The sequence below is a fragment of the Micromonospora sp. NPDC048835 genome (assembly GCF_040649995.1).
In the GTDB taxonomy this organism is placed as follows: Bacteria; Actinomycetota; Actinomycetes; order Mycobacteriales; family Micromonosporaceae; genus Micromonospora.
The window spans coordinates 1-20645 of the sequence record NZ_JBEZGM010000055.1; the positions used below are offsets into that span (position 1 = coordinate 1).

Genomic DNA, 20645 nt, shown 5'->3' on the forward strand with positions numbered 1-20645 from the left:
CGCAGCCATCAAGACCAACGACTGAACATCAACAAACAGCGAGGGGGTCAAAATTCGGCCGGAACAGAGGGGTCAACTTTCAGCCGGCGTTGACATGGCCAGCATCAGTGTGTTCATCGGCGCGGTGCTGGCGGTTATCGTGGCTGTCCGACGTGGCTTGCACCGAGTCCGCCTCCGTCAGCAGAGCACCGATGCACATCACGGATGACATCCGACGGAGCAGAACCAACGAGTGCAGTCCTGGACGCGGCCGGGGGCGCGCCCGAGCTGTCGATCCAGCGCTTGACGTTGCTGGTGCCTCGTTGAAGTGGGAACCGGCGCGGTGGCCGTTGCGATCACGAGCCGGTGGGACGTGTTCCGCGCCAGCGGCAGGAGGCCGCTCGGCATCTCCCCAGGAGGGCGGGTCGGCGGTACACGGGATGGTGTAGGTGTGGGCGCGGGGTGCGGTTGTGAGGCGAGCGCCTGAGATTGGAGTGGAGAGCCAGTTGGATGACCCCGACATGCTTACGATCGCGGAGTCAACGCATACCCGGGAGCCGTGCTGATTCTTTCGGAACGGAGTGGGGCCCTAGCTAGTCATCCAGATAGACGTAGGAGTTGTCCTCGACGTACGTCACTTCAGGGTCACGGCGGGCCGAATCGAGTTGGACTTCGGTCATGTCGGCACTGAAGCCGGGCATCGCGACGAATACATACGATGGTGTAAGTCCCAAGCGCGCCGCTACGACAGTCGGGTCCGTGCCCGGCGTGACGTCGACGAAGTATGAACCATCGATACGGTCGCCAGAGGTCATCCGCGCGTACGGCGCGGGCCGCCCTTCTGTGTCCTGCTCGACCGGGCCCACGCCGGGAATGTCGCGCACCGCATCGACCTGCTCACCGCTGAGTACGGCGCCGAACCCGTCGTCCCATGACCGGTAGACCTGCTCCGACTCAATGCCTGCTTGAGCCATGACGGTCGTCATCGAGGGTGGGTTGCGGGCCCACCAGACCAGGTGGTCACCCCCGACACCGTCTCCGGGTGCGGGAACATGAGGAACGTGGGGTACACCCTCCGACGTCATGGTCTCACTTTATCGATGCACGGGTCTGGGTGTCGTCGCGCTGGCGGTGTGCGCGTTGGCGCCACCGCAGAGGCGGTAGAGCTCCTTGGGGCAGTCACATCGGGGCTGAGGTCGGTAGGGTGCCCGTCGATGGGGCACGGGCCGTCCGCGAAAGTCGTCCTCGGCCCGGCCCGAGTGACACCTACCGAATCGAAGGATGCCCGGCATGAGTAGCCCACGCGAAACTTTCCTCCGACTGGTGAACGGTGTCTGCGACGGTCCGTACGAGGAGCTGGCCGACCTCTACGGCGAACAGACCCATGTCACTCACCCGATGCACCCGCTCAACCCGCCGCCGTTGCGTAGTCGCAGCGAGCTGCACGAGCACTTCACCGGGACGCCTCCGGTCGGCCGGACGCTGATCCGTAAGCCGGTCGACGTGAGGATCCATGAGACCGCGGACCCGGAGGTGATCGTCGCCGAGTTCGCCTATCAGGGGCGGGTCGCCGAGACAGGTGAGGAATTCACGGTGCCATGCGTCTTCGTGATGCGTATCCGCGATGGGCTCATCATCGAGTCCCGGGACTATGTTCACCACGTCGCCAGCGCGCGGGCCTGGGGTCAGCTCGACACCCTCTTGAGTGCGCTCCGTCCGCAGGCAAGCACCACCACCGAGGGCGGAGCCCAACCCTGATCCACATCTGATGCTTGGGCGCGGCTGCCCGCAACGCAGGAGGGACGGGCCCACGGCAGACAGGCGCGGGACGGTACGCACCCTGTTACCCGTCGCTGCGGCAGGGTCCTCCGTCGGCGGCAGGGGTTGTGATGCTGACGAAATAGCCTATCGGCACGCTTTGCTCACGCTGCAACCCGAGGACGTTGAATCGAATCCTCTGGGTCTCGAACGAGAACCCCGCGCACGGAATCCGGTAATTTAGCAGGAAATCGTCGGAGAAACGCAGGGTCACCCACAGGAGTATCTGCTCACCCGCCGGAATGTCGATCGGCCTGAACAGCGCGGCCTTCCCCCGCTCGATGCCTCGATCGACATCCAGGTTCGTGTGCACCTGTTCAACGGCGAAGCCCGGACCGTCGTCCCTGACCACGTCCTCCAGCCGGACCGTGATCGGGCCCCGGTTGGCGATGCTGAACCCGTATTCGATGCTGCCGCCAGGCCGCGCGACATATCGGTATTCGGTGACGTGGCCAGCGGTGACGCTGGAAGACGCTTGCGGATTGGCCCCGATGTTCCCGTCGTCCAACCTGTAACGCAGCGTGACCGTGAGGTACGTGGCCAGCAGTGCGAGCGCCACCAGCACCGCGGCGAGGACGACCCTGCCCCGGCGTCCGGCGCGGCGGGCGGCGGTCAGCATCATGGCGGGATCGTAGAGCCATGGTGATGACAACCGCTGACCCTACCTAGCCGGACTGGGCCTTGTCCTGGGAGGCGGACGGGTCGGGAGACCGACGTTCACCGCCGCCAGTTGTAGGGCGTCGTCGTCGACACCTTGACCAGGCCGTAACGTTCGAGGATCGGGCGCGAGTACTCGGTCGAGTCGCTGTTGATGAGTGTCTTGCCCATGTCGAGTGCTGAGCGGGCCCGCGCTGCGGTCAACGCGCGGTAGATCCCACGGCCACGCCACTCCGCACGGGTCGCGCCGCCCCAGATCCCGGCGAAGTCGGTCCCGGGCACCGGCTCCAACCGGCCGGCACTGACGATCCGTCCCCCAGCCTCGGCGACCCACAGCTCCATGCCGTCATCGCGGGCCAGGCGGCGCAGGAGGGCGTTCGCCATGTCATCGCTGACCGGGTTTCCGAAGACTTCGTCCTGCATCGCACTCATCGCGCGGACGTCGTCCTCCTCGCTTACCCGACGCAGTGTCACCCCTTCGGGCAACGAGACGTCTCCGGCTAATAGCCGCGCCTCGCCGATCATGATCGACTCAGGCTCATCCGGGGTGAATCCGTTCTCCAACAACGCCTCGTGCAACCTCGGCGCATGGTCGTGCCCACGGGCCTTCCACTTGACCCGGTCGATCTCAGGGTCCGCCTGGTAGTGAGCGAGCGCCTCCGGGACGAGCCGCCGGATCGTGTCGGCGTCCGCGCCGCCGAGATCGCGGTAGGTGACAAAACCGCGACCATCCGCAAAGGTCACGAGACGCAGTGGTCCGTGTCGGGTGACCGAGACCGCACTCGGCGTCTCGGCGTCGGTCCGAAGCTGGTCGTCGTAGGCCGCAAGCAGTCGAACCAAATTGATCATGTGCGTACGCTGTAACGTCGGTGCCGGAGGCGCAACTGGTTTTCGAGCCAACCCCGTGTCCGCTGTCGGCGAGCCGATCAGTTGGTCCGTGATCATCGCCGTGCTGGCAGCTTGTCAGCGGCTTCGACCGCTGCCACCTCTACCAAGGGAAGAAGGCCCGCTCGGCGGATCAGGTCGGGAGTGTCGAGGAGCAGCGCGGCCGTAACAGTAGCCGCATTCCGGGTGTCAGGGTCAGGGTCGTCCAGGAAGGGGGAGACGGCCTGCAGAATCAGCTGGCGCTTGTCGCGCAGTTCGACCATCTCCCGGTAATCGTTCAGCGGGAAGCCGAGGCGTTCCAGCTGTGCCACTGCGGCGTCGCTGACGTCGTCGGCAATGCCCCCGAGCCGGTCCAGGAGCACCACCCGTAACGGGCGGGGTGGGACGGCCCGGGAGCGGATCCCCTCGTCGACGAGGGCGGTGGCGGTGCGAGGTTCGGCCAGGATCGCCGCGAGGTGCAGGGTGGTCGGCACGGTCGCCGGATAGATGCTGTTCACCAGGCCCACGGCTGGTCGGGCGATGACGGCGCCGAGTCTGCCCTGCGAAACTCGGAGGACACCCGTGATCGCCTACGCAAGGATGGCGGCATGACGATGCACGCCGACCAGCTCCACGTAGACGCGCAGATGGTCCGCGGGCTGGTCGAGGTGCAGTTCCCTCGGTGGCGGGAGCTGCCGGTCACCGAGCTGCGCACGTCCGGGACCGTGAACGCGATCTTCCGAATCGGCGACGACCTGGCGGCCCGCTTCCCGCTTGTCGGTCACGACCCGGCGCAGACCCGCGCCTGGCTGGTGGCAGAAGCCGAGGCATCGCGTGAACTGGCCGACGCCGCCACCGTGCCCACCCCGGAGCCGGTGGCGATCGGTGAGCCCGGTGCCGGCTATCCGCTGCCGTGGAGCGTCCAGACCTGGCTGCCCGGGCACGACGGGACGGTCGAGGACCCCGCAGGGTCGGACGCGTTCGCTCATGACCTGGCCGCGCTCATCACCGGGCTGCGCGCCCACGACACCCGTGGGCGACGCTTCGACGGCGTCGGTCGCGGCGGTCACCTCCCGGACCACGACGAGTGGCTCGAGACCTGCTTCCGGCAGAGTGAGGACCTGCTGGACGTACCCCTCCTGCGGGCGATCTGGGCGGAGCTTCGGACGCTGCCCGAGGTCGACGAGGACGCGATGTGCCACCGCGACCTCATCCCGCCCAACGTCCTCGTCGAGGACGGCCGTCTCGTCGGCGTCCTGGACGGCGGCGGCTTCGGCCCGGCGGACCCGGCGCTCGACCTCGTGGCGGCCTGGCACCTCCTCGACGAACCCCAGCGCGGCATCCTCCGTCACGAGCTGGGATGCGGCGACGTCCAGTGGGGTCGCGGAATGGCGTGGGCGTTCCAGCAGGCGATGGGGTTGGTCTGGTACTACCTCGACTCCAATCCGACGATGAGCAGGTGGGGCAGGCGCACCGTGGACCGCATCGTTGCTGCCTGGATCGCTCCGGGTGAGGACGATTCCCTACCGACGTCGAGGGGCCGTTGCACCGTCGCGTAGCCTCGTGCCAATCACACATCCGTATACATTGACCTAGATCATCTCACTGACTACGGTGAGCCGGCCCCGACGGTGTCTACCGGTTCGCTGTCGACCCGGGCCTGTACGAGATCATCGGCACCTACGCCGGCCCGCCCAGCCTGCGCGGCAGCCAGCAGCTGGAACTCGACGACCAGAAGGTGTACGTCGACCTCTACCTGTTCCCGGACGCCGGAAGCGGACGACCAGCCTCCACAGTGACGAATCGGGACGGCCCTGCCGCTCACCGCCAGGGCCGTCCTCTGGTTCGTGGCCGTGACCGGGTCACCGACCGAGTGGTGAGACACGTTGGCGTTCATCGATATGTAGCTGCATGGTCGACGTATGACTGGCGTCCGCTCGTCCTCGCTGATCCGCCGTCTACGGCCGGGTCTGCTGACCGCCGCCGTGCTGACGACGACGGTGCTCGGCACCGCTCTGAGCGCCGTACCGGCGGCCGACGCCGGCACCGCGGCGCCCTCCGCTCATCCGGCTGTCGCTCCGGCGGCCGGCGCGGGCGGGGCGTCCGCAGCAGAGCCGAGCCCGACGCCGCCACTGCCGACTGTGGCACCCAGCACGCCGAACACCTCGCCGCTCCCGCCGAGCACGCCCACGAACCTGACCGCAAGTGAGGTCAGGAGCGTGTCGGTCACCCTCACCTGGACGGCCGCCACGCCCGGCTGCTGCGCCATCGCCGGCTACGACATCACGTACTACCAGGCGTTCGACGATGTCGTCGTGAACGCCAGCGTCGGGGCCGTCACCACCGCCACGATCACGAACTACCTCCGGCCGGGCCGGCAGTACTCGTTCCGGGTGGCCGCCCGGGACAGCCTCGGCCACCGCTCGATGTCGACGGACCCGCTGACCGTGGTCACCCCGATGACCGACACCGGCCCGGACACGATTCCGCCGAGCACGCCGCAGGCCCTGACCGTCGGCGAGGTGACGGCCTCCACCGGCACGATCTCCTGGTCGCCGTCGACGGACAACGTCGGCGTGTTCGGGTACGACGTCTACCGGTTCGACGGCTGGTACACCTCGATCCTTGTCGCCACCGTGCCGGGGACGACGTACACGACGCCGCTACCGTCGGCGACGCCGCTGCGGAACCTGTACTACGTGCGGGCCCGCGACGCGGCGGGCAACCTCTCGATTGCGTCCAACACGGTCACCTTGCCCACCACGACGTCCACTCCGACGCCCCCGCCGTCCTCGACCTGCCGGGTGACCTACCGCAACCAGTCCGAGTGGCAGGGCGGTTTCGTCGCCACGGTGACGGTTCACAACGACGCGTCGACGCCTGTGGACGGCTGGCTCGTCACCCTCAGCTTCTCCGGGGACCAGCAGGTCACCTCGGGGTGGAACGCGACGCTGAGCCAGAGTGGTGCCACCGTGACCGCTCGGAACCTCGACTGGAACCGCGTCCTCGCGCCGAACGGCTCCGCGTCCTTCGGCGTCCAGGGGAGGTGGAGCGTCAGCGACGCGCCACCGACCGGCTTCGCACTGAACGGCGCCCCCTGCACCGTGGGCTGAAGGAGTCTCGTGAGCACCCAATCGGTCACCCTGATCCGTGCCGTCGCGGCCGGCGTCCTCGCCATCGCCACCACGCTGGCCGCCGCGCCCGCGCCCGTCTCCGCCGCGAACACGCTCACCATGCGCGGCGCCGACGTCTCCTCGTTGCAGCGCAGCCTGGACCTGGGCGCCAGATACTACGACGCCGCCGGGGTCGCCCGTGACCCACTGGACATCCTGAAGTCCGTCGGCGTCAACTACGTCCGACTGCGCGTCTGGAACAACCCGGCCAGCGGCTACAACAACAAGAGCGCGGTGTTGGGTCAGGCGAGGGCGGCCAGGGCGAAGGGCCTCAAGGTGCTCGTCGACTTCCACTACTCCGACACCTGGGCCGACCCTGGCAAGCAGTACAAGCCGGCAGCCTGGGCCGGCCACAGCCTGAGCCAACTACGCGCCGACGTGTACGCGTTCACCTACGACGTCTGCGCGAGCCTGCGGGGGCAGGGCACCTCACCGGACAGCGTGCAGATCGGCAACGAGATCAACGTCGGGATGCTGTGGAACGAGGGCAAGGTCGTCAACAACGACTTCGCCGCGCTGGCCGGCCTGCTGAAGGAGGGCTACAACGCGACCAAGGCGTGCGGCAGCGGCATCCCCGTGATGATCCACACCGCGAATGCCGACAGCAACGCCAACGCCAGATGGTTCTACGACGGCATCCGGGCCCAGGGTGTGCAGTGGGACATCACCGCCCAGTCGTACTACTGCATGTGGCACGGCAGCCTGGCGAACCTCTACAACACCATCGTCGACCTGCGCGGGCGCTACGGCAAGCCGGTGGTGATTGTGGAGACCGCGTACCCCTTCACCCGGAACAACGCGGACAGCGAGCCGAACGCCATCGGCGACGCGACCTGTGACGGCATCGGCGCGACCTGGGCCGGGCAGGCCCAGGAGTTCGACTGGGTTCAGAACACCGCCCGCAACGCTGGGGCCATCGGCGTCTTCTACTGGGAGCCGACCTGGTACGCCGTCCGAGGCAACGGCTGGGACCCTGCCAACATCAACGGCACCGGGAACCAGTGGGACAACATGGCCGTCTTCAACTGGTCCGGGCAGGTGAATCCGGGCGTTCGCTGGACGCCCTGACGTTTGGCGGCGGGGAGGTCAGCAGGTGCGCGGCTGCCAGGTCAGCTCGGCGTTCCGGGGGGTGCGGTTGTGGTAGTTGAACGCCGGGACGTTGCCGGACCATTCGGCGGAAGCGTGCCCGTCGGCGGGACCGCTCCCGCCGACGGGCCACTTCGGGCCGGCAGAGCCTACGGTTTGCGGGCGAGGAGCCCGACGAAGGTGTGGTAGGTGTCGGTCTGCACCGGAGCCGGTGCGGCCGGGTCCGGGCGCCACTCGGCGAGTGGCACCAGCCCCGGCTCGAGCACGGTCAACCCGTCGGTGAACGAGAGGATCTCCTCGTCCGTACGCCAGCGGCCGGTGCCCAACGACTCGTTGAAGACCCGCTCGACCTCGCGGGCCTTGCGGGAGCCCTCCGGGTCTCGCTCACCCGGGTCGCGGAAGTGTGAGATGGCCACGTAGCTGCCGGAGGGCAGCGCGTCGATGAGCGCCGCCGCGACCGCTCGCGGGTCCTCGTCGTCGCCGAGGTGGTGCAGGATCGCGAAGAGCAGCAACCCGACCGGCCGGTCGAAGTCGAGGAACCGACGGACGTCCGGGTGGTCGAGGATCGCCTGCGGCTCGCGGATGTCCGCCTGGATCACCGTCGCGGTGCCCTCCGCGGCGAGCAGGGCCCGCCCGTGCGTCAGGACGATCGGGTCATTGTCCACATACACCACCTGAGCCTTCGGGTTCTGCTCGGTGGCGACCTCGTGCACGTTGCCCTGGGTGGGCAGCCCCGACCCGATGTCGAGGAACTGGTCGATGCCGGCCTCGGCGACGAGGAAGCGAATCACCCGACGAAGGAAGGCACGGTTGGCCTGGCCGGCCGCCGGCCCGTCGGGGGTGATCCGCAGGGCGTGTTCGGCGACCTTCCGGTCGACCTCGAAGTTGTCCTTGCCGCCCAGGAAGAAGTCATAGACCCGCGCCACGCTGGGGATGCTGGGGTCGATGCCGGGAGGGGCCGCTTTGTCGCGGGTCACGGGCGTCTCCATTCGATTCGGATCAGCGCCGGCTGAGGTCTGTGGGCGGCGGCGGTGCCGGCGTTTCGGCGAGTGTAGCGATTGGGAGGGCTGAATTTTCGCCCCGACTGGTACCGCTCCCAAGGAACTCTTCCCGCAGCACCACCCCTCGATCGACTGGCGCGGGCCGGAGAAGTCGTTCGGTGACAGCCAGCACCAGGGCGACGATGCCGAGCAGGGCACCGATCAGCACCGTGGCGCGCACGCCGTGGATCGGCAGGGCGAGACCGCCGACGAACGCACCGGCGGTGATGCCGACGTTGACCGCGGCGGAGACCGTGGCCGCGGCGAGGTCGGAGCGCCCGGGCGCCACCTGTAGCACGAGCCCGCCGAGCGTCGCGGTGAACGCGGCGAACGCCAGCCCGGCCAGTGCGATCAGGCCGACGGACACCAGCCGGCGCTCGCCGAACGTGTACAGCCCGAGCAGCGCCGCCGACTGTAGTGCGACGGTCGTGCGGAGAGCTACCCACGGGCTGCGGTCGAGGAGCGCGCCGACCGCGAGGATGCCGAGCACACTGGCGATGCCCCGCGCGAACAGGATGGCGCCGACCGACGAGGCGGCGAACCCGCTGACCTCGGTGACGAAGAGGGCAACGTAGGTGTAGGAGGCAATGGCGCCGGCCGTCGCCAGGACGGCCACCGCCACCAGTAGCCAGAAGCGCCGCGCGTCGGGCGTCGCACCTCGGGCGGCGTGCCCCTCTTCCGGCCGGGTCGAGGGCAGCAGCGCGGCCACCACGACGAGCACCACCGCGCCGAGCCCGGCCACCGCCAGGAACGACGCTCGCCACCCGGCCCGGTCGCCGAGCCAGGTGCCTGCCGGCACCCCCAGGGCCAGCGCGACGGTGCCGCCGGCGAACACGACTGCGACGACCCGCCCCCGTAGTGCGGGCCGGAACAGTTCGGCGGCGGCCGGCACCACCACGGCCCAGAACAGCGCGTGGGTCGTCGCGGTGACCATCCTGGCTGCCAGGAGCAGCGCGAAGGTGCTCGTCAGCGCCGTGACCGCGGTGCTGAGGACGAACCCGACCAGGAGCGCCGACAGTAGCCACCGGCGAGGGACCCGGCGGACCAGCGCGGTCAGCGGGACCGAGGCGACCATCACCACCGCGCCGTACGCGGTGACGAGCATGCCCACCTGCGGTGGCGCGACGGCCAGGTCCGCCGCCATCGGGAGCAGCAGCCCGATCGGCAGTGCTTCGGCGGTGGTGTAGAGGAACGTTCCACCGGACAGGCCGATCAGCGCCCCCACTGCCCTTCGGCGATCCATCGGACGCTCCCGTCGTTACCAGTGAAACCGGCTATGGTGGGAACAGGCTAGTGGCGTTCGTCGATCGAGGTCAACTGGTAAAGTGCGTTTTGATGGAAACACCTGAGGGCGTGGCGCGGATGCGCCTGGTGGGCGGCAACCTCGCCCTGGACTTCATCAACACCCGCACCGGGCCGCCCGTCGGGGACCCCGACGACGACGTGCTGACCGGCTACGCCGAGCTGGTCGCCTGGGGCGCGTACGCGGGCGCGCTCAGCAAGCCGGAAGCGGCGGCGCTGAGCCGGCTGTCCCGCGACGACCCGGACCGTTCGCAGGTCGCCTTCGCCCGATCCCTGCGTATCCGCGACGACCTCGACGAGGTGGTGCGGGCGGTGGCCGCCGACCGCAGCCCGGGTGCGTCCGTGCTGGCCCGCCTGCGCGACGACGAGGCGGACGCGCTCGCCCACGCACGGCTGGACCGTGGGCGCACGTACGGGTGGACCTGGCGAGACGACCCCACGCTCGACCGGCCACTGCGGCCGGTGGTGCACGCGGCAGTCAACCTGCTCACCGCGGGCGCACTGGACCGGATCAAGGGGTGTGGAGGCTGTCGCTTCCTCTTCGTCGACGAGAGCAGGAACCGTAGTCGCCGCTGGTGCAGCATGGACGACTGTGGCACGTCCGAGAAGATGCGCCGCTACGTCGCTGCGCGCCGCAGCCGTCCGACAGGCTGAGCATCCGGCCGTTGCGCCGCCAGGGTGGATGCCCGTTCGACGGAGTGGGCGCTGGCGGATCATCGCGGTGGCGTCGCCCGTTGGTCGGGGGCCGAACCCTCGCGCGTATGCAAGCCTTACTTCGACAAGCTTCGATGCCTCGGTCCCTGGCTCGGCGTGGAGCCACTGTGCACCGTGGACGGTGATGTCGGGAGGTTTCATGCGCGGACGCAGATGGAAGACCCTGGTCGTGGCGGTGGTGCTCGCACTGGGCGGCCTCGTCGGGGTCGGTGCCACCCCCGCGGCGGCGGACCCGCCGGGAGGCACGTTGCGCGGCGTCTACTACGACGGCCAGTTCTGCAACAGCTACGGCAGTGAGGGCACCCAGACCGGTCTGTGGAGCTGGTACTACTGCGAGTACCGCCAGTACGGCCCGACCGGTCCCGGCTACTACTTCCTCTGGACCTTCACCTACTAGGTCACACCTCGGTGGGTTGCACGCGCCGCCGCCCCGGCGCGTGCCGGCCTGCGGGTGAGCCGACGGGACCGCCGGCGACTGGGCCGCATACCCCCGGGTACGAGCCGCCGACCTCAATCGTTGAGCGCGGCGGTCAGCGGGTCGAAGGTGGCTTCGTCGAAGGCCACGAGGCGAATGCGTTCAACCGATGTCGGCGTCGCTCTGATCGTCGACATCGCGATCGTCGCGGCCTGGTCGGCCGGGAAACCGTAGACGCCTGTGGCGATGGCGGGAAAGGCGACGCTGCGGGCGCCGACCTCGTCGGCAACGGCAAGGCTTCGCCGGTAACACGACGCCAGCACGTCCGCCTCGCCGTGCCCGCCGCCTTCCCAGACCGGGCCGACCGTGTGGATGACATGACGTATCACCGGGCCCAGGTCGAAGGCCGGCGTGGCGACCGCGTCGCCGGGTTCACACGGAGCCAACGCCGCCCCCGCCTGAGCCAGGCGGGGGCCAGCCGCACGGTGGATCGCCCCGTCGACGCCGCCGCCACCCAACAGCGACTCGTTGGCCGCGGTCACTACGGCGTCGACGTCCTCGCTGGTGATGTCGCCACGAACAACTTCGATCACAGGCACAGCTCGATCATGCCACCCAAGCGTCAGATCAGGGCCTTGGCGAGGGTGCGGAACGCCTCGGCGGGGAACGTCGTGTCGTCGCCGCCGTTGAGGACCTGGATCGCCACCTCGTCCGCGCCAGCCCGGTAGTGCTCCTCCAGCCCAGCCGCCACGGCCTCGATGGTGCCCCAGGGGATCAGGGCGTCGACGAGGCGGTCGCTGCCACCGTCGGCGAAGTCCTCGTCGGTCCAGCCGAACCGTCGCAGGTTGTTCGTGTAGTTGGGCAGGGCGAGGTAACCGCGCGTGTACTGCCGGGCGGTGGCACGGGCGGTGGTGGGGTCCGCGTCGAGGACCACCGCGACCTCGGGGGCGAGCAGTCGGTCGGGCCCGATCGCCGCCCGCGCCTCGGCGGTGTGCTCAGCCGGGACGAAGTACGGGTGCGCACCGGCGGCACGGTCACGGGACAGGTCGAGCATTCGGGGACCCAGGGCGGCCAGGATGCGCCGCTCCGGCGACACCCCGGCCGCGTCGAGGCCGTCGAGGTAGTCCACCATCCGTGAGTACGGCTTGCGGTAGTCGGTGCCGCCGCTCTCCACCAGCACCGCGTGGCTGGCACCGAGACCGAGCAGAAAGCGGCCGGGATGCGCCCGCTCCGCGTCCTGGGCGAACGCCGCCACCTCCGGAGGCGACGAGTGCCAGATGCTCACGATCCCCGACGCGACGCCGATGCGCGTGGTTCCGTCAAGGATTTCCCGGAAGCGTGGGGCGACGTTCTCCCCGAAACCGCCGGAGAACCAGATCCGTGAGTAGCCGAGGTCATCCAACTCGGTCGCGGCGTCGACGGCCGCGCCCGGACTGTCGCTGGCGAGGAAGAAGGGTTGCCACACGCTGACAAGTCGTTGTGCCATACCGAAACCCTACGACCATCGGCGTCGATCCACCGCTCACGGCGCCAGGCCGGCCTGGATCGCCAGGATGGCGGCCCGTACCCGATCGCGGCTGCCGGTCTTGGCCAGCACGTTCGTCACGTGGGTCTTGACGGTGCTCATGGAGAGGTAGAGGCGATCGGCGATCTCGGCGTTGTTGAGCCCGGCGCCGATCAGGGCGAGCACATCGGTCTCCCGAGCGGTCAGCTGGTACGCCGCCACCTGCACGCTTGTGGCCGGCCCGGTCGCGCGGACCCGGTCGAGGACGGCGCCGGTGACCTCGGCGGAGAGGACGGCCTCGCCGGCCGCGACGGTGCGCACCGCGGCGATCAGGTCGCGGGCGCTGGACCGTTTGAGCAGGAACCCGCGGGCACCGGCGGCGATGGCGTCCAGGACGTAGGCGTCGTCGTCGAAGGTGGTGACGACGATGACTGCCGGCGCGTGCGCGATCCTGGTCAGCTCGCGGGTGGCCTGCAGGCCGTCGAGCACCGGCATGCGGATGTCGACGAGGGCGACGTCGATTGAGGAGTCGCGTCGTACGGCGTCGAGGAACTGCCGGCCGTCGGCGGCCTCGGCCACGACCTGGATGTCGGGTTGGGACCGCAGGATCAGGCTGAAGCCGTCCCGGACCAGCTCCTGGTCGTCGGCTATCGCGACACGGATCACGGGTTCACCACCGGCAGGTCGGCCTGCACCACGGTGCCGCCGCCGGGGCGCTGGCTCAGCTCCCAGCTACCGCCGTGCGCGGAGACGCGCTCCCCGATGCCGAGCAGGCCCGAGCCGCTCGTGGGTGCGCGGGGCGGGCCGATGCCGTCGTCGCTGACCCGCAGGCGGGCGTGGTCGCCGATCCGGACCAACTCCACCCAGGCCGTCGTTGCTTTCGCGTGGCGGGAGATGTTGGTCAGGGCCTCCTGGGTGATGCGGTAGGCGGTCAACACCCCGACCTCGTCCAGACCCGGCTCGGGGTCCAGCTCCACCCGAACCGTCACGCCCTGCTGGCGCAGCGGTTGGGCGAGGAGTTCGTCGATGTCGGACAGGCGCGGCGGCGCGCTCACCGTGATCGCGGCGCTCGGGTCGCGCAGGTGCACGACGAGCGCATCCAACTCGCTCAGTGCGGTGCGGCCGCTGTCGGCGATCGCCCGCAGCGCCGCTGCCGGGTCGGCGCTGAGCTGGCCCGCCTCGGCCTGCACCACCATCGCGGTGACGTGGTGGCCGACCACGTCGTGCAGCTCGCGGGCCAGGTTCGTGCGCTGCTCCAGCCAGGCCGCCTGGCCGCGGAGGTCCTCTGTCTCCCGCTTCAGGGCGAAGCCGCGTGACCATGAGCGCAACAGGATCGCCAGCAGGTAGCCGGCTGTCACGAAGAAGAACGGCTGCTCGTACAGCCCGCGCCCGTTGAGCAGCGCGATGCCGAGAGCACCGGCCGCGCCGGTCAGGCCACTCACCCATCCCAGCCACGGGCGTCGGGCCGGGTCCTCGCAGACCGAGACGAACACCAGGCCGGCGGCAGCGAGGCCCAACTGCACCGACTCCCCGGTGCTCACGATCGCCACGAACCCCGCGCAGACCGCGAAGACGAGGGTTCGGTAGCGGGCGCGCAGCGCCGTGGCCCCGAGGCCGACCGGCAGCACCAGCCACGCCCAGCCGGCCGGCACGGACACGCCGTCCTCGACGCTGGTGACCACCGCGGCGATGATCAGAACCACCGCGGCGTACGCGAGCCGGCGCACCCGCTCGGGGTCGCGCAACCGTTCTCGGATTCCCGTCAGCACCCGAACAGTCTCCGCGACCAGCCGGAAGAGCGACCAGTACCCGGGTACCGGATTGGTCGGCACCCCGGTACCACCCCCGGGGCCAGATCGGCACCTCGGCACGTTCCGCGACGACGCTCACCGCACGACGCTGCAGAGGTGACTCTCGTCGACTCCCGCGCCACCGTGACCGTCGGCCCGCTTCGTACGGTCCCCAACTACATCACCGCCATCCGTACGGTCGCCGCCGTCACCGTCGGTGTCGCCGCCCTCGTCTCAGGCTCGATGGCATTAATGGCGGTATCGTACGTTATCTACTGGCTTGGGGACGTGCTCGACGGGTGGGCCGCCCGCCGGCTCGGCCAGGAGACCCGCGCCGGGGCCGTCTTCGACATCGTGAGCGACCGGGCGTGCACCGCCGTACTCTGCGTGGGTCTGGTCTCCCTCGTGCCCGGCGTCGCGGTCGTGGCCCTGGTCTTCCTGCTCTCGTTCCTGGTGCTCGACACCATGCTGTCGCTGGCGTTCCTCTGCTGGCCGGTGCTCAGCCCCAACTACTTCCACCTCGTCGACCGGCGGATCTGGGCGTGGAACTGGTCGCCGCCGGCGAAGGTCGCCAACACCGCCGGGGTCATCGGCGCCATCGCGTTCGGGCAGTACCTGCTCGCGCTGGGCGTCGCCATCGCCGTCGTCGCCGTCAAGCTGTGGTCGGTCGCCGCGGTGGCCCGGCTGCTCCGACGGGACGGCCGGGCGTGAGCAGCCTCGCCGCGGCCGCGGTGGCACTCGGCTACGGTCTCGCGTCGGCGCTCGTCCCGGTCGTCAACGCCGAGGCGTACGCCGTGGTCGCCGGCCATCGTGGCGGGCACGCGCTCGTCGTCGTCGCCGCCCTGGCACTCGGGCAGACCGCCGGCAAGGTGCTCCTGTTCGAGTCGGCGCGTCGCGGCTCGGGGCGGCTGGCCAGAAGGATCACGCGGCGGCGGGCGTCCGGCCGCGCGGCGGCTCGGGCCGCCCGGTGGACCGAGCCGATCCGGCGCTGGCTCTCGCGCCGACGCACCGCCCTACCGACAGTGCTCGTCTCCGCCGCGGTCGGGGTCCCACCGCTCGCCGTCGTCAGCCTGGCCGCCGGCACGGCGGGCCTTCGACGCTTGGAGTTCGCCGGCGCGTGCCTCTCCGGGCGGGTGATCCGGTTCGCTCTGCTCCTGCTGCCCGCGCTGCTGACCTGACGAGCAGGCCCGGCGGGTCGATGTGCTCAGACGATGCGGCGGAGGGCGGTCTCCACGGCGTCGATGAGCGGGTCACCCTCGGTGCGGGGGTGCCGGGCGAGGCCGAACTCGACGTCCGGCAGGACGGGCAGGGCGGCCGGGTCGCGGCAGATCATCGACGGTTCGAGGTTCGCGGGCATGAGTGCCGCGACGCCGAGCCCGGCCCGTACCGCGGCGAGCACCCCGACGAGACTGTTGCTCTCGAAGGCCACCCGCCAGCGCCGGTCGGCCCGCTCCAGCGCGTCCAGCACCGACGTCCGCCAGGTGCACGGGTTGGAGAAGAGCACCACCGGCAGCGGGTCGGCGGTCACGTCGACGCCCTGCCCGGTCGCCCAGACCAGCGGGGCACGCACCGTCCAGCGCGGCGGCCCGGGGATGTCCGGCACCGCGTCGAGCACCAGTTGGACGCGGCCCGCGTCGTAGGCCTCCCGCATCGCGGCGTTGGAGCAGCTCAGCACCTCCAGTGTCGCGCCGGGGTGCAGTCGGGCGAGGTCGGCGAGGGCCTGCGGAAGGTGCGACGCGGCGAGGTCCTCGAGCAGGCCGACGCCACAGTGGCCGGTGAGCGCGCGCCCGGTCTCGGTGAGGGCCTGGGCGGAGAGCGAGAGGATTCGCTCGGCGTACGGCAGGAGTTCCTCGCCCGCCCGGGTTGGCGAGACACCGCTCGACGAGCGGTGCAACAGGGGGCGGCCGACGACGCTTTCGAGCTTGCGGAGCTGCTGACTGAGACCGGGCTGGGTCTGCCCGAGCCCGGTGGCGGCACGACTGATGCTGCCCTCCCGCACGGCGGCGACGAACGACCTGAGGAGGGCGGTCTCCAGATCCCTGGCCATAAGCATCGATTATGCCAGCCTCAACAAGATGACGTCTTCTTATGGCGGTCGGGGGGAACTAGCGTCGATCGGGTGACCAGTTACCGGCAGGTGCTCGCGGTGCCAGGGATGGCGCCGCTGCTGTGCGTCTCGCTGCTCGCCCGCACCGCGATAACAGCCGACGTGATGGCGCTGACCCTCTTCGTCGTCCTCGGCCTGGAGCTGAGCTACGCGGCGGCGGGTGGCGTGGCGGCGGCCCTGACCGCCGGAGTGGCGCTTGGCGGGCCGCTGCTCGGCCGCCTGATCGACTCCCGGGGCCTGCGCCCCGTCCTGCTGGTGACCGCCGCCGCGCAGGTCGTGTTCTGGCTGGGCGTGCCGGCCCTGCCGTACGGTTTCCTGCTGGTCGCCAGCTTCGTGGCGGGCCTGTTGATGGTGCCGGCCCAGGCGGTGAGCAGACAGGCGATCGCCGCGATGACGACGCCGGAGCAGCGCCGGCCCGCGTTCGCGCTGGAGTCGGTGCAGGGCGAGTTGTCGTACATCGTGGGGCCGGCGGTGGTGATCCTGGGCGCGGCGACGGTTTCCCCCGACGTGGTGGCCTGGGGTGTCGGTGCCGCGATCCTCGCCGGCGGCGTCGGCATCGCCGTGCTCAACCCGCCGATGCGGGCCGAGGGCGAGGCGGAGGCCGTCGGGACCGATCGCCCCCCACGCCGGCAGTGGTTGGGCGCGAAGATGGTCGCCGCGTTGACGATGGCGTTCGGGACGACGACGCTGCTCAGCGGCGTCGACCTCGCCATCGTCGCCACGCTGCGGGAGGTGGGCCAGGTGTCCTGGGCCGCAGTGGTCGTCGTGGTGTTCGGCGTGTCCTCCGTCGTCGGTGGCCTCATCTACGGGGCACTGACCCGACCGCTGCCCACCTGGCTGCTGCTCGGTCTGCTCGGGCTCGTGACGATTCCCGCCGGGCTCGCCCACGACTGGCCCTGGCTGTGCGTGGCCGTCGTCGGCAGCGGGCTGCTCACCGCGCCGACCCTCGGCGCGGTGGCCGACGCGGTGAGCAGACTGGCGCCGCCGGCCGTGCGAGGTGAGGTCATCGGCCTGCAGTCCTCGGCGCAGAGCGCCGGTTTCGCGCTCGGATCCCCGCTCGTCGGCGTGGCGATCGACCTCTCCGTGCCGGCGGGCGGTTTCGCGGCGGCCGGGCTCGCCGGGCTCGCCGCCGCGGGAACCGGATACCTCCTGTCCCGCCGCCCGCCCGCCCGGGCGGCCGCGCCCCGCCCCGCCGCCCCGGTCGACAGTCGACGGTAACGGGACGATCAGCAGGCGTGGTTCGACGTGGAGGGACGGGTGACGGTCGGCTCCGGCCCCACGGGGCGGGCGCGACGCGTGTCCACGGCGAGCAGCGTGAGGGCGGCAAGCGCCAGCAGGCCGCCAGCGAGGGCCAGCGGACGTGCCCCCGAGACGGGCAGGAGGGCCCCGCCGAGCAGTGAACCGCCGGCGATGCCGACGTTGAAGGCGGTGCTGACCCCTGCCGACGCGATGTCGGTGCTGCCCGGGGCGAGGTGCAGCATCCGGTTCTGTACGGCGGAGCCGAACGCCGCGTACGCGAGACCGAAGCCGGCCAGCAGCGCGACCACACCGGGCCGGAGTGCGCCGAGCGCGTACAGCCCGAGCAGCGATGCCGTGCCGATGCCCAGCGGCGTCAGCAGCGAGGCGACCGGTCGGGCGTCCAGGGTCCGGGCCGCGACGAGGGTGCCGACGACACCGGCCGCGCCGGAGACGAACAGCAGCGGCGCCAACACCGCGTCGGCGAAGCCGCTGACGTCGAGCAGGAACGGCGTCACGTAGGTCTGCCAGGTCGTGAGACCACCGATGCCGAGCGCGGTGGCGACCAGCAACACGGCGAAGCGCCGCCCGTCCGGTGCGCTGCCCCGGGCGGCACCGCCGGCGGCCGGAGGATAGGACGGCAGGAGGACCAGCACCGCCGCGGCGTTCGCCAGACCCACCCCGGCCAGCACCGCGAAGGCCGCGCGCCAGCCGGCCTGCTGCCCGAGCCAGGTGCCGAGGGGTACGCCGAGCACCGGAGCGAGCGTCGCCCCGGTCGAGAACAGCGCCACCGCCCGACCGCGCACCGCCACCGGGAACGGCCCGATCACCGTCGCCGTGGCGATCGACCAGAACAGCGCCTGGGCGAGAGCGGTCACCAGACGGGCGCCGGCAAGCACCGCGTACGTCTGCGCGAGCGCGGCGACGGCGTTCGCGGCGGCGAACAGGAGCATCGTGACGCCGAGCAGGTGCCGTCGGGGGATTCGCTGGGTCAGTCGGGTCAGCGGCACCGACGCCAGTACGACCACCACGGCGTACCCGCTGACCAGCAGACCCACCTGCGAGCGGGAGCGGTCGAGGTCGGGTGCGATGTGGGTCAGCAGACCGACGGGCAGCAACTCGGTCGTGATGAACGCGAACGCGGCGAGGGAGAGCGCGACGAGCACGGCCCTGGCCCTTCGCGGCGACACCTCCGGCGCCATGACCCACCCCCGTTTCCCGGGGTCACCGTAATCGAGGGTCCGACGCCCGTTCGAGTCAGGATCGCCTCCGGAACGGGGCGAGGACAGCGGGTCATGGGACGCGCTCCTCAGGGCCGCGGCGGTCGACCAGGGCGTCGATCAGGGGCGGTCGTGGACGAACCACGCGTCGCCGGCCGGTAGGGCGACGGCGACCTCCCACCGGCTCAGTTCGAGGTTCGGAGCGAGCGCCTTGAGCTGACCGGCGGCTGCCCACGCCTCGTCACCCGGCGTCGGGCGGCGACCAACCTGGAACTGCAGCATGGTGCCCCACGAGGCGACCAGTCGGGCGTCCCAGCGGTGCCGCCACTGTGCCAGCACCTCGGCGAGCTTCTGCTGGTAGTCAGGTGTGAGTGCCCCGTTGAAGTCCACCCAGTACGCCGAACTGCGGACGTCGTTCGTGGGCAGCAACATGAGCAGGACGCTGTCCGGGGTGTACCAGTACTCGGTCTGCGTCACGAGTCGCACGTCGTCGAGCACCTCGGCGTGCAGGTCGGCGTCGGCGAGCAACCGGTCGTACAGCAACCGCTCCAGTGCCGGGAGTGGTGTCGGTAGCACCACGTCCGACGCCAGGGCGGTCAGGTCGATGCCTGTCGCGCCGCACGCGTGGTAGGCGATCTCGCCTTCGTCGACCTGATGGTCCTCGCTGTAATGGTGGTAGGCCAGCCAGGGGTCGGAGGACGCCGCGGCCTCGGTGAACGCGCGCAGTTCAGTCTCCGACGGACCCTGCTCGGGCTCGGGACGGATGGTCAGCCCGTCGTCGAAGTCGTCGGTGACCATGACGGGCCGGCGCCCGGTGACCGGCACCAGCGCCTCGGCGGCCTGCCAGACCTCGTGCAGACGGTCGGGGTCGACGTCGGGGACGAGGAGGGTGCCGGAGGGGCCGTGCCCGATCGGCAGGCCGGCAAGTGGTGTGCCCCGGAAGGCCGCGTTGATCTGGTCGAGGTCGTTTCGCACGCCGACAGCTCTCCCGGTCATCCGAAGTGGTCGGCGAGCTTCGTCAGCTTGCTGACGTACGCCGGCCAGTCGTAGTCGTCGGGGATGTTGGTGCTGTCGTGGCGCAGGCCGACCGCCTCGTCGTGCTGTTCGCGCATGATGTCCGCGTGCCCGGCGTGCCGGGCGAGATCGCAGGTCACGTGGATGATGATCTGTTGCAGTGTCACGGCCTGCCGACCTGGCTGCCACCACGGCACCTGCCCCGGCGCGTCGAGCGGCAGCTCCTCGATCGTCTGGTCGGCGAACGCGCCGACCCGGCGGTACAGGTCGATCAGCCCGTCCTTCGTCTCGTCCTCGCGGGCGTACCAGTCGGCCTGCGGGTCCTCGTCGAACGCCGACAGGGGGACCAGCTCGTCGGGCGTCGGGAACTCGCGGCCGAAGGTGACCCCGAAGTAGCCGGCCTCGACGTTGAGGCAGTGCTTGACCGCACCCAACAGGTTGTTGCCGGTCGCCGTGCGGGGCAGCCTGACCTCGCGCTCGCTGAGCCCGTCGAGCTTCCAGACCAGGCCTTCGCGCTGCCGCCGGAGGTAGTAGGTAAGGGCGGCCTTCGCATCGTTCGATTCAGCCATGCCGGCCAGTGTCCCCTATCCGCCGGTCCCTCGTGGACCCTCGGCGGGGCGGGGGGGGGGGGCCCCGCCCCCCCCGGGGGGGGGGGATGGGGCCACAACCAAACCGGCCCCCAACCCAGGGGCCAACCGCGGACGCGGGGGACCGGCACCCCAACCC

At 70.5% G+C, this 20645-nt stretch carries 23 protein-coding genes; 9 read left to right on the top strand and 14 right to left on the bottom strand.

Translation table 11 applies throughout. From position 1 onward, the window contains the following. Window positions 1–572 precede the first annotated feature (572 nt). Window positions 573–965 carry a protease inhibitor I9 family protein gene (locus tag AB0C15_RS31925; protein ID WP_357358359.1) on the bottom strand — a complete coding sequence of 131 codons (393 nt, stop codon included), beginning with the start codon at window positions 963–965 and terminating at the stop codon, window positions 573–575. Between the two features lie 304 nt (window positions 966–1269). Here AB0C15_RS31925 and AB0C15_RS31930 point away from each other — a divergent pair, with 304 nt between their 5' ends. Next, a complete protein-coding gene (locus AB0C15_RS31930) occupies window positions 1270–1737 on the top strand; it encodes a nuclear transport factor 2 family protein (RefSeq protein ID WP_357358361.1) in 468 nt (155 codons plus the stop codon). Window positions 1738–1822: 85 nt separating this feature from the next. On the opposite strand, the gene AB0C15_RS31935 is transcribed toward AB0C15_RS31930, so the two are convergent. The 3 genes from AB0C15_RS31935 to AB0C15_RS31945 all read right to left on the bottom strand — a co-directional run bounded on the left by AB0C15_RS31935 (window position 1823) and on the right by AB0C15_RS31945 (window position 3812). Further along, window positions 1823–2419: a hypothetical protein gene (locus AB0C15_RS31935; protein WP_357358362.1), complete on the bottom strand. Its 597-nt coding sequence runs from the start codon at window positions 2417–2419 to the stop codon at window positions 1823–1825. Window positions 2420–2514: 95 nt separating this feature from the next. Then, window positions 2515–3303 (bottom strand): GNAT family N-acetyltransferase, encoded by a 789-nt coding sequence (locus AB0C15_RS31940; RefSeq protein ID WP_357358364.1) that lies wholly within the window; start codon window positions 3301–3303, stop codon window positions 2515–2517. A 92-nt stretch (window positions 3304–3395) separates the two neighbouring features. Continuing rightward, window positions 3396–3812, bottom strand: coding sequence for a hypothetical protein (locus tag AB0C15_RS31945; protein ID WP_357358366.1), 417 nt, complete (start codon window positions 3810–3812; stop codon window positions 3396–3398). A gap of 114 nt (window positions 3813–3926) precedes the next feature. Between AB0C15_RS31945 and AB0C15_RS31950 the strand changes: the two genes are divergently transcribed. The 3 genes from AB0C15_RS31950 (at window position 3927) to AB0C15_RS31960 (ending at window position 7559) form a co-directional block, all read left to right on the top strand. Next, complete coding sequence (locus AB0C15_RS31950) at window positions 3927–4877, top strand: aminoglycoside phosphotransferase family protein (RefSeq protein WP_357358368.1); 951 nt, start codon at window positions 3927–3929, stop codon at window positions 4875–4877. A gap of 363 nt (window positions 4878–5240) precedes the next feature. After that, on the top strand, window positions 5241–6431 hold the full coding sequence (locus AB0C15_RS31955; protein WP_357358371.1) for a cellulose binding domain-containing protein: 1191 nt from the start codon (window positions 5241–5243) through the stop codon (window positions 6429–6431). A 63-nt stretch (window positions 6432–6494) separates the two neighbouring features. Then, window positions 6495–7559 (top strand): glycosyl hydrolase 53 family protein, encoded by a 1065-nt coding sequence (locus AB0C15_RS31960; protein WP_357358405.1) that lies wholly within the window; start codon window positions 6495–6497, stop codon window positions 7557–7559. Between the two features lie 167 nt (window positions 7560–7726). Here AB0C15_RS31960 and AB0C15_RS31965 read toward each other — a convergent pair whose 3' ends face one another. Further along, complete coding sequence (locus AB0C15_RS31965; RefSeq protein ID WP_357358373.1) at window positions 7727–8554, bottom strand: SAM-dependent methyltransferase; 828 nt, start codon at window positions 8552–8554, stop codon at window positions 7727–7729. 22 nt (window positions 8555–8576) lie between these two features. After that, window positions 8577–9860 carry an MFS transporter gene (locus AB0C15_RS31970; protein ID WP_357358375.1) on the bottom strand — a complete coding sequence of 428 codons (1284 nt, stop codon included), beginning with the start codon at window positions 9858–9860 and terminating at the stop codon, window positions 8577–8579. Between the two features lie 92 nt (window positions 9861–9952). Here AB0C15_RS31970 and AB0C15_RS31975 point away from each other — a divergent pair, with 92 nt between their 5' ends. Together AB0C15_RS31975 and AB0C15_RS31980 are read left to right on the top strand one after the other, a co-directional pair. Next, entirely contained in the window at window positions 9953–10573 is a 621-nt protein-coding gene (locus AB0C15_RS31975) for an ABATE domain-containing protein (RefSeq protein WP_357358377.1), read from the top strand. A gap of 199 nt (window positions 10574–10772) precedes the next feature. Then, window positions 10773–11030, top strand: a complete 258-nt coding sequence (locus AB0C15_RS31980) for a hypothetical protein (protein WP_357358379.1) — start codon at window positions 10773–10775, stop codon at window positions 11028–11030. Window positions 11031–11143: 113 nt separating this feature from the next. Here the strand turns inward: AB0C15_RS31980 and AB0C15_RS31985 are convergent, their stop codons facing one another. From AB0C15_RS31985 to AB0C15_RS32000, 4 genes are read right to left on the bottom strand one after another with little or no spacing between them, the layout of a single operon-like run. Next, window positions 11144–11647, bottom strand: a complete 504-nt coding sequence (locus AB0C15_RS31985) for an O-acetyl-ADP-ribose deacetylase (RefSeq protein ID WP_357358381.1) — start codon at window positions 11645–11647, stop codon at window positions 11144–11146. A 23-nt stretch (window positions 11648–11670) separates the two neighbouring features. Then, window positions 11671–12534 (bottom strand): LLM class F420-dependent oxidoreductase, encoded by an 864-nt coding sequence (locus tag AB0C15_RS31990; protein ID WP_357358384.1) that lies wholly within the window; start codon window positions 12532–12534, stop codon window positions 11671–11673. A gap of 36 nt (window positions 12535–12570) precedes the next feature. Next, complete coding sequence (locus tag AB0C15_RS31995; RefSeq protein WP_357358386.1) at window positions 12571–13218, bottom strand: response regulator transcription factor; 648 nt, start codon at window positions 13216–13218, stop codon at window positions 12571–12573. Further along, window positions 13215–14384, bottom strand: a complete 1170-nt coding sequence (locus AB0C15_RS32000) for a sensor histidine kinase (RefSeq protein ID WP_357358388.1) — start codon at window positions 14382–14384, stop codon at window positions 13215–13217. The genes AB0C15_RS31995 and AB0C15_RS32000 overlap by 4 nt, the downstream gene beginning before the upstream one ends. Window positions 14385–14459: 75 nt before the next feature. On the opposite strand from AB0C15_RS32000, the gene AB0C15_RS32005 reads away from it, so the two are divergent. Then, entirely contained in the window at window positions 14460–15053 is a 594-nt protein-coding gene (locus tag AB0C15_RS32005) for a CDP-alcohol phosphatidyltransferase family protein (RefSeq protein WP_357358390.1), read from the top strand. Further along, window positions 15050–15520, top strand: coding sequence for a hypothetical protein (locus tag AB0C15_RS32010; RefSeq protein WP_357358392.1), 471 nt, complete (start codon window positions 15050–15052; stop codon window positions 15518–15520). The genes AB0C15_RS32005 and AB0C15_RS32010 overlap by 4 nt, the downstream gene beginning before the upstream one ends. Before the next feature lie 26 nt (window positions 15521–15546). On the opposite strand, the gene AB0C15_RS32015 is transcribed toward AB0C15_RS32010, so the two are convergent. After that, the gene (locus AB0C15_RS32015; protein WP_357358394.1) at window positions 15547–16389 is read right to left on the bottom strand and encodes a LysR family transcriptional regulator; all 843 of its coding nucleotides are present in this window, start codon (window positions 16387–16389) and stop codon (window positions 15547–15549) included. 72 nt (window positions 16390–16461) lie between these two features. Here AB0C15_RS32015 and AB0C15_RS32020 point away from each other — a divergent pair, with 72 nt between their 5' ends. Then, window positions 16462–17667 (top strand): MFS transporter, encoded by a 1206-nt coding sequence (locus AB0C15_RS32020; protein WP_357358396.1) that lies wholly within the window; start codon window positions 16462–16464, stop codon window positions 17665–17667. Between the two features lie 8 nt (window positions 17668–17675). Here the strand turns inward: AB0C15_RS32020 and AB0C15_RS32025 are convergent, their stop codons facing one another. From AB0C15_RS32025 to AB0C15_RS32035, 3 genes are all read right to left on the bottom strand, one after another. Continuing rightward, complete coding sequence (locus AB0C15_RS32025; RefSeq protein ID WP_357358398.1) at window positions 17676–18887, bottom strand: MFS transporter; 1212 nt, start codon at window positions 18885–18887, stop codon at window positions 17676–17678. A 138-nt stretch (window positions 18888–19025) separates the two neighbouring features. Then, complete coding sequence (locus tag AB0C15_RS32030; RefSeq protein ID WP_357358400.1) at window positions 19026–19880, bottom strand: DUF4253 domain-containing protein; 855 nt, start codon at window positions 19878–19880, stop codon at window positions 19026–19028. A gap of 17 nt (window positions 19881–19897) precedes the next feature. Next, on the bottom strand, window positions 19898–20488 hold the full coding sequence (locus tag AB0C15_RS32035; RefSeq protein WP_357358402.1) for a DinB family protein: 591 nt from the start codon (window positions 20486–20488) through the stop codon (window positions 19898–19900). Window positions 20489–20645: the final 157 nt, after the last annotated feature.

Coding starts and splice junctions, on each gene's coding strand:
- AB0C15_RS31925 (WP_357358359.1), bottom strand. CDS start 965: ATGACGACCGTCATGGCTCAAGCAGGCATTGAGTCGGAGCAGGTCTAC.
- AB0C15_RS31930 (WP_357358361.1), top strand. CDS start 1,270: ATGAGTAGCCCACGCGAAACTTTCCTCCGACTGGTGAACGGTGTCTGC.
- AB0C15_RS31935 (WP_357358362.1), bottom strand. CDS start 2,419: ATGATGCTGACCGCCGCCCGCCGCGCCGGACGCCGGGGCAGGGTCGTC.
- AB0C15_RS31940 (WP_357358364.1), bottom strand. CDS start 3,303: ATGATCAATTTGGTTCGACTGCTTGCGGCCTACGACGACCAGCTTCGG.
- AB0C15_RS31950 (WP_357358368.1), top strand. CDS start 3,927: ATGACGATGCACGCCGACCAGCTCCACGTAGACGCGCAGATGGTCCGC.
- AB0C15_RS31955 (WP_357358371.1), top strand. CDS start 5,241: ATGACTGGCGTCCGCTCGTCCTCGCTGATCCGCCGTCTACGGCCGGGT.
- AB0C15_RS31970 (WP_357358375.1), bottom strand. CDS start 9,860: ATGGATCGCCGAAGGGCAGTGGGGGCGCTGATCGGCCTGTCCGGTGGA.
- AB0C15_RS31975 (WP_357358377.1), top strand. CDS start 9,953: ATGGAAACACCTGAGGGCGTGGCGCGGATGCGCCTGGTGGGCGGCAAC.
- AB0C15_RS31980 (WP_357358379.1), top strand. CDS start 10,773: ATGCGCGGACGCAGATGGAAGACCCTGGTCGTGGCGGTGGTGCTCGCA.
- AB0C15_RS31990 (WP_357358384.1), bottom strand. CDS start 12,534: ATGGCACAACGACTTGTCAGCGTGTGGCAACCCTTCTTCCTCGCCAGC.
- AB0C15_RS32015 (WP_357358394.1), bottom strand. CDS start 16,389: ATGGCCAGGGATCTGGAGACCGCCCTCCTCAGGTCGTTCGTCGCCGCC.
- AB0C15_RS32025 (WP_357358398.1), bottom strand. CDS start 18,887: ATGGCGCCGGAGGTGTCGCCGCGAAGGGCCAGGGCCGTGCTCGTCGCG.
- AB0C15_RS32035 (WP_357358402.1), bottom strand. CDS start 20,488: ATGGCTGAATCGAACGATGCGAAGGCCGCCCTTACCTACTACCTCCGG.